Raw genomic sequence first — 13,431 nt, forward strand, 5'->3', positions numbered from 1 at the left:
GCAACCAGTGCCGTAGAAATGATTGTTGCAGAAAGTGCCATTGTCCCCATTACCTCAATGCGTTTGTTTTAATACGAATGCGTTCAACGCTCAAAGAAAAACTGTTTAAATATTAATCGTTTATTGTTTGTTTAATCAATTTATTGTGCAGCAGCTCGCCACTAAGAGCAAGAACTTATTAGCGGCAACTGTGAACGAGTCCACCGCTTTAAGGCATTTTGATTAATTCTCAACCAGTGAGCAAGGCGCTACGCGCCACAGCTTTTGCTGCTGCCGCTGGAACCGATAGTCCAGACTTTGAAGCATAATGGTAATTTGCCCCAAACACCCTGTCCCCAGTTGTTTGGCACCAAAGACATCGTACCGTTTCACAACATCACTGCTCGGCAAGTTATAGCGGCTGTAACGCTCTGAGGGGTAAAGCACCAGGGATGGATTGACCATTTTGACAAATGGATATATTGATGAGCTCCTACTGCCATGATGCGGTACCATTAATATATCGGATGCTATCTGATGCTGCAGCTCTTCGGCCAGCCTGTACTCGACTTCCCGCTCGATATCGCCTGTTAAGAGCACAGAAAATGCCGGCTCAGAAGTGTTCGCCGTGACGCGAATGACACAGGAATCATTATTATCACCCTCGTACGCCGCTTGCGGATGTAATACCTGTAGTTTAAAACTACCGACAACAAACTGAGTCCCCTTATGACAGGCGATGGACGGTTGCTTTGAGTATCTGACAGCAAGCCACCCGCCAGCAACCAACCGCTCCACCGGCATAGTCTCGATAATACTCTTAGTTCCCCCGGCATGGTCATTATCCTTATGGCTCAATATCAATGCATCCAGTCGCCGGATCCCCATTCGCTGCAGGCTTGGATAAATATAACTCTCAAATGCCGAAGAGTGTTCACTGGCATAGCCCGTATCATAAAGGATATGGTGCTCCCCGTCAGTCAGTAGCACTGATAGCCCGTGGCCAACGTCAAAAATAACCATTTTAGGGAGCTTGCTGTTATTGATATTAGCCAAAGCCGCTGGTAATAACACGAGGGCACTTAATACCATCAGGGGGCGTTTAACCTTGCCTAAGGGACAGCACGCCATTAATGCAATGACAAACAAAATAACCAATACCCATGGCTCCACCGCCCAATCAAAATAAAATAGTTCCGTGTGGGGAGTTACGGTTGATAGTAACTGGAAAAAACCTTCAACCAGCCCATCCAGAGTATGCAATAACCAATAGTTGCCAAAGAGAAGCATGAGCACGATACTGAACAAGACCAAAGGCAGTATAATGATGCTGAACAGCGGTATCATCACCAGGTTAACCACCATTCCGAGCAAACTGGCCTGTTGAAACAATAATAAACTGGGTAGTAGTAATACCAGAGTTATGGTTACCTGTAACTTTATTAGTGTCTTAACCTTGGCGAACTTAGAACTATCGGCCCCGACTCGGCCAAATAACAGCAGACTAATCACGGCTACCGCAATAAAACTCATCCAGAAGCTAGCCGATAAAACAGATAGTGGCTCGATAAGAAGTATAACCAGTAAAGCTACCTTTAAACCCGACATAAAAGCACCGGCTCGTCTGAATAACACGCAGAAAGCAACCGAACACCACATAATTAGCGCTCGCACAGTAGGTAATGAAAAGTCAGCTAAGGCGCTATATAGAAGTGCCATAATACAGCTACCGATTAATGCTGTTGTCAGTGGCTGAAACTCTATTTTAGGAAAGAGTCTCACCCCGAAACCAACCAGTTTGAAGAGCAACCAGAAACTGACACCGGCAATAATGGAAATATGAAGCCCGGATATAGCGACCAGATGGCTCAAGCCAAACTGCCGTAATTGCTCACGCTGTTGGTGTGAAATGTTTGCCTTATCGCCCAGCACTAAAGCCTGAAAAATCCCAGCCTGCGATAGTGAGTCCAGTTGGTGATAAAGATGCTGCCTGGCCCAGGAAATCGTGTATTTGCCCGGTGTTGAAGCTCGCTCTGCGTTTTTGATATAGCCTTTACCGTCAATACCCGCATGGAACATATAGAACTCATAATCAAAACCAGAGAGGTTTACAGGCCCGTGTATCGGCTTTAGTTTAACAGTTAAAGACCAGACATCACCCAGTTGATACTGACACTTTTTTGAATAATCTTTCAGCAGGACTGTTTTGTTCATCAAGGTCGATGATTTGGCCTGAACAACTTTTGAGCGAAACTGGCAATATTCTGGATAAAGCACTGGTAATGAGTCAACTTCAGCTTCTATAATGTGCTCGCTTAGATTTTGAGGTGAAGGGATTTGTTGTTGTAGTCGAGCATCAGCATGGAGTGATGCCCAGGCGAACCCAAATGCAATACCGCTGATTATCACCACAATATTTTTAATTAATACATTTGTTAAGGCTTTAACGCACCATAGAGCACCAGCGGCAATAATGAAGCTGAATGTTAGAATGGTTGCTGAAGGAATGATGGGCAAAAGAAATAAACTGCAGCAACCGAGCAGTAAGCCAAGAATCCATATGAACATTTGAGGATAATCCTTATCCAAGCTTAAACAAAAGTATTGTACGATTGACGCTAATAAGTTTAACTGTGAAGTACTATGCCACGCAAGATACTGAGAAAAATAACACCCGATCATAAGAAGATTACTGAAAACCGTTTTTTAAAGATTTTCGGTAAACTTATCCATGATCCAGGTTTGTGGCATTTAAACCGCTACAGTGCTTCTGGTGCCTTTGCTGTTGGTTTGTTCATGAGTTTTATGCCGATACCGTTTCAGATGGTGCTGGCGGCTGGTGCGGCCATACTGTTCCGGGTAAACCTGCCACTATCAGTGCTACTTTGTTGGATAACCAACCCACTGACCATTCCTCCCATGTTTTACTTTGCCTATTTAGTAGGTGCCTGGGTTTTATCCTGGCCACCGAGTGAGTTCGCCTTCGAGTTAAGCTTTGAATGGTTGGGCAATGAGTTGATCCATATCTGGCAGCCTTTCTTACTCGGCTGCTTTATCTGCGCGACAATATTATCAATAATCGGTTATTACACGATTAGCCTGTCATGGCGTTATCATGTGGTAAAGGCATGGAAAGCACGCCAAAAGCGCTGGGCAGAAAAAATCAAGCATACCCTGCATTTAGACAACGACGATGATGAAAACGATGATGACGACAAAGAACTATCCACTCGTCGTCATCAGGATGATTAAGCTACAGAGGTGCTAACTTCCCGTCCTCTAAATGCAATTGACGTTGCATTTTTCCAGCCAGCTCCAGATCATGGGTTACCGTTATAAAGGTTGTACCCATCTCTCGATTCAATTCGCACATCAGCTCGTAGACGTGAGTCGCCGTAGCATGGTCCAGGTTACCCGTCGGCTCATCAGCAAGCACACAGTCCGGCTCTGTCACTAGCGCACGTGCGAAAGCAATGCGTTGACGCTCACCGCCCGATAATTCCGAAGGTTTATGAGTTTTACGATGACTCAGGCCAACCTTCTCTATCAGCTCGTTTGCTTTTTTCTGCGCTTCAGAGCGCTTCATGCCTCTGATAATCAGAGGCATAGCCACGTTATCCTGTGCTTCAAACTCCGGCAACAGGTGATGAAACTGATAAACGAAACCGATATGCTGATTTCGGAAGTTACCCTGAGCCTTAGCTGACAATCTATGGATATCCGTATTATGCACTAACACTTTTCCTGCCGTTGGTTTATCTAAACCACCAATCAGGTGAAGTAAAGTACTTTTTCCCGAGCCAGAGGAACCGACAATCGCCAATTGCTCCCCTTTCTCTACCTTAAGCGTTAAATTGGTTAACACCTGGACCTTATTAGCACCATCCGCATACTCGCGGCTTAAGCTATCAATATCTATCAAATACTGTGAGTCATTATTCATAGCGCAGTGCCTCAGCTGGTTGCGTACGTGATGCTTTCCACGATGGATACAAAGTCGCCAGGATACTGATCCCAAAAGCTGCACCGGCGATCTTTATCACGTCATCAGCTATTAGCTCCGTTGGTAAGAAGTTAATAAAGTAAACATCCTTGGGGAAAACGCTGGTATTAAAGGTCACCTCAATCCAGCTCACAATATCCGGTAAATTCAAAGCCAATAACACACCGAGAATAACTCCGGCACCGGTTCCGATAATGCCGTTAATAATGCCACTGGTCATAAAGATTCTTAAGATGGAACTGGGGCTGGCACCAAGGGTGCGCAAAATAGCGATATCGGCCTGCTTCTCATTCACCAGCATCACCAGAGAGGTGACGATATTAAAGGCCGCGACGGCAATAATGAAAGTTAGAAGAATAAACATGATCCTCTTTTCCATTTCTATCGCGTTAAATAGAGTTTGGTGCTGGCGCGTCCAATTGGTCACAAAGTAATTGTAATCAAGAGTTTTACTGATCGACTCTGTCACCTGATGGACCTTCATAACATTCTGAGTTTTGAGCTGTAACGCCGAAACACCATCGGTCATGCGCAGGATCTTCGCCGCATCTTTAAGGTGAACGAAAGCCATGCCTTTATCAGCTTCAGATCTGGTTTCGAAAATACCGGTAACGGTAAAACGCTTGGCTCTCGGGTTTATGCCGGCGATACTCATACGAGCTTCTTTTAGGAACATGAGCGTAATCTTGTCGCCAACATTTGCGGCCAGACTTCTTGCCAGCGACGCACCCAGAATGATGTTGTAGCTACCCTCTTGCAGCGAATCGAAAGAACCATTACGCATGTTTTCCTTAACAACGGTTACTTCACCGATCTTCTCGGGTAAAACCCCTTGCATCAAACCGAAATGATCCTGCCCAAGATGCTGAAACATGGTTTCAGACTGGATATAGGGTGAGGCCCCCACAACACCAGGGTTTTGCAAAACAACCTCTTCCAGTTGCTGCCAATCTTCAATCGGACCACCAATATTACTCACCAGAACGTGAGGCGCCATACCTAGAATTCGGTCACGTAACTCCCTTTCAAAGCCGTTCATTACGGACATAACCGTTATTAACACCATCACGCCTAAGGCGATCCCGATCATGGAAATCAGCGAGATAAAGGATATAAAATGATCTCGACGCTTCGCCCGAGTGTAGCGAAGGCCGACAAATAAGGAAAAAGGAAGCCTCATGGCGCTTTCTGTTCAATTAAGTTGGCGTCATATTGAATGGTTCACAATTTGTAGTCAAGTTATCCGGTAGAATTATTACCAATATCATTAGGAATTATCGCTAATTTTTTGATATTCTAGAGAAAATTATGTCCGAGGAGTCAACATTATGAAAACAATAACAGGAGCAATTTGCGCTATGTCGCTAATTGTCGGCGCGGGGATTGGCCTTAATACGGCTAAAGCCGACGAAGTAAAAGTGCCAGTAACGCAACAGGGCGAACAAAAGAATGTTCAAGTTCCTAAACAAGGCGTCTCCAAATCGTATGTCGAGCAGAAGTTTGGAACTCCGAGCCGTGTCGAAGGCCCTGTCGGTGATCCACCGATTACTAAGTGGATTTATGACGGCTATACGGTTTATTTTGAGTATGACCACGTCATTCATTCGGTCATTCATCACGGCTAAAGATAACAGTTTATACCAGCCCATAGTGCAAGCTGTGGGCCATTTTTTATGTTCCCTCTAAACCTCACTTACTTTTTTAACTGAGAAAGAATATAAGGCGCGACAACAACCGTCCAGAATTCTGTCTCTGGTTTGCAGTTCGCTTTGACAAATTCCATCGGCATTCTTTGTATCTTCTCTGAATCAATCAAAGGCTTAATTTCTTCCGCATTATCCAACGACAGGTCGGCCGCAACATTGATCAGATCAACATCCTGATCTATCAATAGTAAATTACCTTTAGCGAAAAAGCGCTCGATCTCTTTCCAGGCCACAATAGCAGTCTCACCATTTAACTTTGCTACCAGCTCTTCTCTTGGTGTCAGCTGGGTAAAGCTATCGCTTTTCTGCTGAATATCTTTGTCTTTAGTCATAAATATATCAATAAGTTAGAGTTTTAATTTAAACTAGCTTGTCAAGATTTAAGTCGCTTTCCAAGCGCAGCCAATCATCGCTTTGTTGGACTTGAGTTAACGAATAATTTAACGCCTGCCCTTTCATTCTTTCCAATCGCTGGCTCGACTTAGGAGCCTGCTCGAAATCAAACTGCTGCATTAACTCACAGCCTTCCTTTGGATGGTTACATACCAACACCATATCGCAGCCAGCTTTAACTGCTGCCTTAGCCCGCTCATAATAACCGCCGACAACTTCAGCCCCCTTCATACTCAGGTCATCGCTGAAAATGACACCATCAAAGTCTAGCTGACCGCGTAAAATGTCCTGTAACCATAGTTCAGAAAATCCCGCCGGTTGTTTATCGACACTCGGGTAAATCACATGAGCAGGCATAACCGCCTGATAATGTTGCGCTAATTCGGCAAATACTCGCATATCCTGGCTGATAATTTGCTCGCGAGGACGCTCGTCTATCGGTATATCTACGTGAGAATCTGCTTCGACCGAACCATGGCCCGGGAAATGCTTAGCAGTAGCCGCCATGCCAAAATCATTCATACCCTGAATAAATTCACGACCTAACTCAATCACTTCATCGACTTTTGTCGAAAACGCCCTATCTCCGATGACACGGCTGATTTCATTGCCTAAATCAAGTACTGGAGCAAAACTAAAATCAATGCCTACTGCTTGGACTTCTATCGCGATAAGGCTTCCCCATCGATAAGCAGATGCTTTTGCTTCTGACAAGTCTTTTGCGTTTTGCAAAATAGTAGCCATGGCAGGGACGCTGGTAAACCCTTCGCGGAAGCGCTGAACACGCCCTCCTTCATGATCCACGGCAATAAGAATGTCGTCTCCGGCAACCTCACGCACGGCTTGCGATAACTCAGCTATCTGTTGCGGACTGGCGTAGTTACGGCTGAAGAAAATAATCCCGCCGAGCAATGGATTCTGGAGCATATCCACTTCTCGGGAAGTGAGTTCAAATCCTTCCAGATCAAGCATCAAAGGGCCTATAGGCATACGATTTCCTGCTGTCCTGATAAAGCCGCTATGATACCCGATCCACCAGCAACCACCAAGAGCGAAACACTTTTTAACAGTCCCCTTCTACGATTGGATTTCTCAAGCTCAGTAAACTCGCTATAATAAGGCACGAAATTGAAACTAAATGACCAACAATATCCACTAAACAACCAAAGGTGTTTTTATGATAACGCTAAAAAGAGCCGTCAGTGCCGCCGTTTTGGCTGGTGCTTTATTAGGCCAACCAGTTATCGCTCAAGCTGTAGACAACAAAAAGGTTACGGCTGAAGATGCTGCAGCCTTCGTCGCTGATGCAGAAAAGCGCTTAACTGAAATCTCCGAGTACGCTGCTCGAATCGCATGGGTTAACGCAAACTTTGTGACCCACGATACAACCAAACTTAATGCACAGGTCGGCGAGGAGTTTACAAAGCTCGGCGTTGAACTTGCCAATGAAGCAAAGAAGTTCAACGGCCTAGACTTACCTTACGACGTTAATCGTAAAATCGAAATGATTAAGCTAGCTTTAACGTTACCCGCACCAGCTGATGCCGCAAAAACCAAAAAGCTTGCGGAAATCACCTCAAAACTGGACAGTATCTACGCAAAAGGCAAAAGCCCTGATGGACGTAGCCTGGGAGAGCTAACTCAGGTATTGCGCGAATCTCGCGATGCTAATGAACAATTAAAAGCCTGGACTGGCTGGCGTGAAATTTCTAAAGAAATGCGCCCTCTTTATCAGCAGATGGTCGACATCGCTAACGAAGGTTCAAAAGAACTGGGTTATGCCGATACCGGTACTATGTGGCGTTCAAAGTATGACATGCCAGCCGATGGTTTCGCTAACGAAATGGATCGTCTATGGGGCCAGGTACAACCTTTATACACAGCCTTACACTGCCACGTTCGTGCTGAATTAAACGAGCAATACGGCGATGACGTCGTGCCCACTGACAAGCCAATCCCTGCCCACCTTCTAGGCAATATGTGGGCTCAGCAATGGGGTAACATCTACGATATCGCTGGCCCGGATAACGCAGGCGAAGGTATTGATATCGATCCAATCTTACGCCAGCACTATGGCGTTGATAAAGAAGAAGTCAGTCATGATGAAAAAGAAGTGGCCGTTAAGAAAATGGTTAAAACCGCTGAAAACTTCTTCTCATCGCTAGGCTTCGCCCCGCTTCCGCAAACATTCTGGGAGCGTTCGCTATTCGTAAAGCCTCGTGATCGTGACGTTCAATGCCACGCCAGTGCCTGGGATATCGACAATGAAGAAGATATTCGTATTAAAATGTGTACAGAAATCAACGGCGAAGATTTCCAGACAGTACACCACGAGCTAGGTCATAACTACTATCAGCGTGCTTACAAAGATCAACCAATCTTCTATAAAGGCAGTGCTAACGACGGCTTCCATGAAGCAATTGGCGACACTGTTGCCCTATCGATCACACCAAAATATCTGAAGCAAATTGGTTTAATCGACGAAGAGCCAGACGCAAGCGCTGATATTGCTCTATTGATGCGCTCGGCACTGGACAAGGTAGCATTCTTACCATTCGGCCTAATGGTTGACCAATGGCGTTGGAAAGTATTCAACGGTGAGATCTCACCAGAAGAATACAACCAGGGCTGGTGGGAACTACGTGAAAAATACCAGGGTATCGAAGCACCGGTTGCTCGCACTGAGAACCACTTTGATCCAGGTGCAAAATACCATATTCCAGGTAACACGCCTTACTCACGTTACTTCCTTGCCCATATCCTACAATTCCAGTTCTATCGTGAAATGTGTGAAATGTCGGGTAATGAGGGACCACTTCACCGCTGCTCATTCTATGGCAACAAAGAAGTTGGTGAAAAGCTGATCAAGATGCTGGAGATGGGTTCTTCACGACCATGGCCTGACGCGCTGGAAGCGATGACTGGCAGCCGCAAAATGGATGCAACGGCGGTACTTGAGTACTATGCACCATTGAAAACATGGCTAGACGAGCAAAACAAAGACCGCAACTGTGGTTGGTAAGCTCTTCGTGTAAGAGACTCATAAGTCTAAAAAAGGCGCCAAGCGGCGCCTTTTTTATTCTTCATAAGTAATCTCATCGAAACAGATACTAGCTAAGGTTTAATACTAGCCCCTAATTCAACCTCACCTCTAATCCTTTTATATATCGTGCCTGCTTTGCCTGAATAAAACTTTCATTATCAAACTCAGTTGCAATACCCCCTAAGTTTTCCCGAGTTAAATCAATGATCATATCGCAGGTTTGAGGCCGCTTAAGAACATCATCTTCCCAGTCAAGTTCATTCTCCAGATTAGAAACAAGCTTCGGAATTGAAACATCAGACAGACCATCATCATCAACAAGCCACGTTTCGTTTTCTGTTTCATGATCGGTTTCACCGTCATCATAAGCCGTGCAACCCAATTCTGCATGTAAGGCTATCAGGTTAGACGGTAAGCTATAACGCCAAAGTACATCAACGATTTCATGCTCTTCAAAGTGATAACCATAACCCGGTGATGTCACTTCAAACGGTTCGGGCAAAAACACTTCGGACTGAACTCGCTCACCATCAACTCTTTCTAAAACAACGGTAACTTTTCCACCGGCATCACCCGTATAAAGGTTTCCTTCGTAATCTATATCGAGCAAATCTTCATCTTCTCGCAAGATAATAAATTGATCTTTAAATGACGCCGTAATTCTCTCACCTTCTACTAACTTGATACTGCTACCAAAGTCATGCCCTTCTTTAAGATCGACTTTCACTTCGGTGTAATCACTACCTGAATTTTCGATCTTTATTTCAGCGTAGATACGTGACGTTTCGATCTCTGTAGAATCTTTTGATGGTGGCTCGCAAGCCAATAAAAAAGGCACCGTTGCTAACGGTAAAATGCATTTAATCAATTTCATTATTATAAATTCCCTTAAAAATATGAGGGCATTATAAATTGGTACGAACTACAGTCAATATCCATCGTAATAAGCTCTTACACTTGGACACAGATGGATATAGCTACTGTAGATACAATAAAAGATATATCAATACAAATGGAGATGTAATGAAAAGCGTTATACTGATGTGGGCTACACTGACTCTTACCACTGGGGATGCGTTAGCAGCTCAAAATATAATGAAGAAGAGTTCTAATAAAACCCTGCCCCAGCAAATTAATTATATGGATCATAAGCTCTTTAATATTGGTTTTAACCAGTGTAATTTCGAAGTGTGGCAAGGTATCGTCAGCGAAGAATTAGAGTTTTATGATGACCGAACAGGCTTAAATACCTCTTTTGAGAAAGAAGTTAAAGCATTTAAGGATAAATGCTCGAAACCGTTCGATGTAACACGCAAGTTAATATCTAGTGAAGTCCATAAATTAGGCGATTTTGGAGCCTTTCAAACTGGAAAGCATAAATTTTACGTGGATGGCAACCTAGTCGAGACAGCGCAGTTTGCAGTAATTTGGCAGCAAACTGACACGGGTTGGGTTGTGAAAAGAATCGTTAGCTATGACCACAAAACTGCAAAATAAAGCCAGACACTTTCAGCATGACTGGCTCTAAGCTTTATATGACAAATAAATAGATTGCCAAGAAGTGGCAAATCGCGCCACCTAACACAAAAAGATGCCAGATAGCATGATTAAATGGAATACGTTTATCGGCGGCATAGAAGATCGTTCCTAAGGTATACGATAAGCCACCAGCTAGTAATAACCATAAAGCTCCCGGAGCAACCTTTTCCAGCATTTCTGGAGCGGCGATAACGATGACCCAGCCCATTAAGATATAAGTAATTAATGATACTTTGGGGAAACGAAGCTGATATTTGGTTTTAAAAATCACACCAAACAAAGCCAGCCCCCAGATAATTCCAAATAGGATCCAACCCCATGCTCCATCGAGGCTTACTAAGGTAAACGGCGTGTAAGTCCCTGCGATTAGGAAATAAATCGCGCAGTGATCCAAAGTTTGAAAAACTTTCTTTACAGGCTCCGGCTGAAAGCTATGGTATAACGTTGAGGTTGTGAAAAGCATGACCAGACTTAAGCCATAAACGATAGAGCTTCCCAACTTCCAACCATTAAATGGTTCCAGCGAGTCCATGATCATGAGAGTCATGGCTGACACACTTAATAGAGCACCAATGGCATGACTCAGCGCATTCGCAATTTCTTCGTTTATACTGTAAGTATGTTCCGTTAGCTCGACATCAAGATGAGCTTTTTCTGCTGACATTCTATTCTCCGATTTATTTTGACTCACTAGATACTCAGGGCTAACTCAGTGCCTTGGCGAATAGCTCGCTTTGCATCTAGCTCGGCGGCAACATCTGCACCGCCGATTAAGTGAACTGAGCAACCTTTCGATTTGAGTTGCTCGGCTAAATCTCTGCGTGGTAACTGGCCAGCACAAATGACAATATTATCCACTTTTAATACTTCCGTTTTGCCCGATGCTTTATGTTCAATAACCAAACCATCGTCATTAATTTCTTTGTACTCAACTCCTGAAACCATATTCACACGCTTATGTTTCAAACTAGTGCGATGGATCCAGCCGGTGGTCTTGCCCAAGCCTTTACCCATTTTGGTTTCTTTGCGCTGTAACATGGTGACTTCACGCGCCGGAGGTGTTATTTCAGGCTCATCAAGGAGCCCACCGTCTTCAGCATAAAGACGATCAATACCCCATTCCTTTAACCATTCATCGAGATTCAGTGTTGGTGAATCACCTTCATGAACCAGGTATTCGGAAACATCAAAACCAATACCACCAGCACCAACAACCGCAACTTTCTCTCCCACTGGTTTCTTATGCAGCAGAACATCAACGTAAGACAGAACCTTTTCATGCTCGATCCCTGGTATGTTAGGCGTTCTCGGCGTCACGCCAGTCGCAATGACGACATCATCGAACTGACCGGCCAACTTTTCCGGCGTTGCTTCCGTTTCTAAATGGAGATAAACCCCCGTCTCTTCAAGCATGTGGTTAAAATACCGAAGCGTTTCGTAGAACTCTTCTTTACCCGGTATTTGATTGGCAATATTCAGCTGACCACCAATCTTCTTCGCCCGATCAAATAAATGAACCTCATGACCTCTTTGTGCCGCTTCTGTAGCGAAAGCCAGTCCTGCAGGCCCGGCCCCGACGACGGCCAGCTTCTTTTTAAGCATTAAGGGCTGGGCGATGAGCTCGGTTTCGAAACATGCTCGCGGATTGACCAGACAAGTCGCACGTTTTTGCTTAAACACATGATCCAGACAGGCCTGGTTGCAGGCAATACAGGTGTTGATCAAATGGCTCTGCTCTTTCTCAGCTTTTCGTACAAAGTCAGCATCAGCCAGCAAAGGTCGCGCCATCGATACCATATCAGCGCAATCATCAGCTAACACTTGCTCCGCCACTTCCGGCATATTAATCCGATTCGACGTGATGAGTGGTACATTGACTTCTTCACGTAACTTTTTGGTAACCCAGGTAAAAGCGCGACGGGGAACTGAGGTCGTAATTGTCGGCACCCGCGCTTCGTGCCAGCCAATTCCCGTGTTTATAATCGTTGCACCAGCCTTTTCCACTTCTTTAGCTAACTGCACCACTTCCGGCCAGGTACTACCTCCATCGACCAGGTCGATCATTGAAAGACGGAAGATGGTGATGAAATCGTCGCCAACCGCTGCTTTAACAGCTTTGATAATCTCTAGAGGAAAACGGGTGCGGTTTTCATACTCTCCACCCCAACGATCCGTACGTTTATTGGTGCGTTTAACGATAAACTGATTAATCAGATAACCTTCTGAGCCCATGATTTCCACGCCATCGTAGCCGGCTTCTTTGGCCAGTCGGGCACAGCGGGCGTAATGTTTTATCGTTTTCTGAATCATCCGCTCAGTCATTGCCTTTGGAGTAAACGGCGAAATCGGTGCTTTAAGCTTTGAGGCAGAAATTGATAACGGGTGGTAGGCGTACCGTCCCGCATGCAAGATTTGTAATGCTATTTTGCCGCCAGCCTCATGAACCGCGTCGGTTACAATCTGGTGCTTCTTAACCTGACGACGATTACTCAGCTGCGAAGAATGCGGAGCCAGGCGGCCACGGAAATTAGGTGAAATACCTCCAGTAACCATGAGCCCTACGCCGCCACGTGCACGCGCAGCATAAAACTCAGCCATCTTCTCAAAACCACCTTTCTCTTCTTCGAGACCAGTGTGCATTGAACCCATTAACACTCGGTTTTTTAGCTGGGTAAACCCCAGGTCGAGTGGTTCTAATAATTTTGGATATTTCACAATATTCTACTGCATACGTTAAATCTTAGGTCTTATACCTAAGTCTACTGGTA

At 44.9% G+C, this 13,431-nt stretch carries 12 protein-coding genes; 4 read left to right on the forward strand and 8 right to left on the reverse strand.

Features of this window, described 5'->3' with window-relative positions; all coding sequences use genetic code 11:
* Window positions 1-222: 222 nt before the first annotated feature.
* A complete protein-coding gene (locus H7708_RS10460) occupies window positions 223-2,547 on the reverse strand; it encodes a DNA internalization-related competence protein ComEC/Rec2 (protein WP_223670729.1) in 2,325 nt (774 codons plus the stop codon).
* Window positions 2,548-2,622: 75 nt separating this feature from the next.
* Here H7708_RS10460 and H7708_RS10465 point away from each other — a divergent pair, with 75 nt between their 5' ends.
* On the forward strand, window positions 2,623-3,231 hold the full coding sequence (locus tag H7708_RS10465) for a DUF2062 domain-containing protein (protein ID WP_223670730.1): 609 nt from the start codon (window positions 2,623-2,625) through the stop codon (window positions 3,229-3,231).
* A 1-nt stretch (window position 3,232) separates the two neighbouring features.
* On the opposite strand, the gene lolD is transcribed toward H7708_RS10465, so the two are convergent.
* Together lolD and H7708_RS10475 are read right to left on the reverse strand one after the other, a co-directional pair.
* Window positions 3,233-3,922, reverse strand: a complete 690-nt coding sequence (gene lolD / locus H7708_RS10470) for a lipoprotein-releasing ABC transporter ATP-binding protein LolD (protein ID WP_223670731.1) — start codon at window positions 3,920-3,922, stop codon at window positions 3,233-3,235.
* A complete protein-coding gene (locus H7708_RS10475; protein WP_223670732.1) occupies window positions 3,915-5,162 on the reverse strand; it encodes a lipoprotein-releasing ABC transporter permease subunit in 1,248 nt (415 codons plus the stop codon). The genes lolD and H7708_RS10475 overlap by 8 nt, the downstream gene beginning before the upstream one ends.
* Before the next feature lie 148 nt (window positions 5,163-5,310).
* Between H7708_RS10475 and H7708_RS10480 the strand changes: the two genes are divergently transcribed.
* Window positions 5,311-5,607, forward strand: coding sequence for a hypothetical protein (locus H7708_RS10480; protein WP_223670733.1), 297 nt, complete (start codon window positions 5,311-5,313; stop codon window positions 5,605-5,607).
* 68 nt (window positions 5,608-5,675) lie between these two features.
* Here H7708_RS10480 and H7708_RS10485 read toward each other — a convergent pair whose 3' ends face one another.
* The gene (locus H7708_RS10485) at window positions 5,676-6,020 is read right to left on the reverse strand and encodes a DUF2288 domain-containing protein (protein WP_223670734.1); all 345 of its coding nucleotides are present in this window, start codon (window positions 6,018-6,020) and stop codon (window positions 5,676-5,678) included.
* 28 nt (window positions 6,021-6,048) lie between these two features.
* The gene (gene nagZ, locus H7708_RS10490; RefSeq protein WP_407929738.1) at window positions 6,049-7,065 is read right to left on the reverse strand and encodes a beta-N-acetylhexosaminidase; all 1,017 of its coding nucleotides are present in this window, start codon (window positions 7,063-7,065) and stop codon (window positions 6,049-6,051) included.
* A gap of 193 nt (window positions 7,066-7,258) precedes the next feature.
* Here nagZ and H7708_RS10495 point away from each other — a divergent pair, with 193 nt between their 5' ends.
* On the forward strand, window positions 7,259-9,103 hold the full coding sequence (locus tag H7708_RS10495) for a M2 family metallopeptidase (protein WP_223670736.1): 1,845 nt from the start codon (window positions 7,259-7,261) through the stop codon (window positions 9,101-9,103).
* 112 nt (window positions 9,104-9,215) lie between these two features.
* Here H7708_RS10495 and H7708_RS10500 read toward each other — a convergent pair whose 3' ends face one another.
* On the reverse strand, window positions 9,216-9,998 hold the full coding sequence (locus H7708_RS10500) for a hypothetical protein (protein ID WP_223670737.1): 783 nt from the start codon (window positions 9,996-9,998) through the stop codon (window positions 9,216-9,218).
* 149 nt (window positions 9,999-10,147) lie between these two features.
* On the opposite strand from H7708_RS10500, the gene H7708_RS10505 reads away from it, so the two are divergent.
* Window positions 10,148-10,621 carry a nuclear transport factor 2 family protein gene (locus tag H7708_RS10505; RefSeq protein WP_223670738.1) on the forward strand — a complete coding sequence of 158 codons (474 nt, stop codon included), beginning with the start codon at window positions 10,148-10,150 and terminating at the stop codon, window positions 10,619-10,621.
* Window positions 10,622-10,655: 34 nt separating this feature from the next.
* On the opposite strand, the gene trhA is transcribed toward H7708_RS10505, so the two are convergent.
* Together trhA and H7708_RS10515 are read right to left on the reverse strand one after the other, a co-directional pair.
* Window positions 10,656-11,327 (reverse strand): PAQR family membrane homeostasis protein TrhA, encoded by a 672-nt coding sequence (gene trhA, locus H7708_RS10510; RefSeq protein ID WP_223670739.1) that lies wholly within the window; start codon window positions 11,325-11,327, stop codon window positions 10,656-10,658.
* Between the two features lie 26 nt (window positions 11,328-11,353).
* Window positions 11,354-13,381: an NADPH-dependent 2,4-dienoyl-CoA reductase gene (locus tag H7708_RS10515; RefSeq protein ID WP_328798983.1), complete on the reverse strand. Its 2,028-nt coding sequence runs from the start codon at window positions 13,379-13,381 to the stop codon at window positions 11,354-11,356.
* Window positions 13,382-13,431: the final 50 nt, after the last annotated feature.

Source organism: Kangiella shandongensis (assembly GCF_020005365.1).
GTDB classification, from domain to species: domain Bacteria; phylum Pseudomonadota; class Gammaproteobacteria; order Enterobacterales; family Kangiellaceae; genus Kangiella; species Kangiella shandongensis.

Excerpts from the sequence above, each read along its gene's own strand:
- H7708_RS10505 (WP_223670738.1), top strand. The coding sequence starts at position 10,148 with ATGAAAAGCGTTATACTGATGTGGGCTACACTGACTCTTACCACTGGG.
- H7708_RS10460 (WP_223670729.1), bottom strand. The coding sequence starts at position 2,547 with ATGTTCATATGGATTCTTGGCTTACTGCTCGGTTGCTGCAGTTTATTT.
- trhA (WP_223670739.1), bottom strand. The coding sequence starts at position 11,327 with ATGTCAGCAGAAAAAGCTCATCTTGATGTCGAGCTAACGGAACATACT.
- H7708_RS10475 (WP_223670732.1), bottom strand. The coding sequence starts at position 5,162 with ATGAGGCTTCCTTTTTCCTTATTTGTCGGCCTTCGCTACACTCGGGCG.
- H7708_RS10495 (WP_223670736.1), top strand. The coding sequence starts at position 7,259 with ATGATAACGCTAAAAAGAGCCGTCAGTGCCGCCGTTTTGGCTGGTGCT.
- H7708_RS10485 (WP_223670734.1), bottom strand. The coding sequence starts at position 6,020 with ATGACTAAAGACAAAGATATTCAGCAGAAAAGCGATAGCTTTACCCAG.
- lolD (WP_223670731.1), bottom strand. The coding sequence starts at position 3,922 with ATGAATAATGACTCACAGTATTTGATAGATATTGATAGCTTAAGCCGC.
- H7708_RS10465 (WP_223670730.1), top strand. The coding sequence starts at position 2,623 with ATGCCACGCAAGATACTGAGAAAAATAACACCCGATCATAAGAAGATT.
- H7708_RS10480 (WP_223670733.1), top strand. The coding sequence starts at position 5,311 with ATGAAAACAATAACAGGAGCAATTTGCGCTATGTCGCTAATTGTCGGC.
- H7708_RS10500 (WP_223670737.1), bottom strand. The coding sequence starts at position 9,998 with ATGAAATTGATTAAATGCATTTTACCGTTAGCAACGGTGCCTTTTTTA.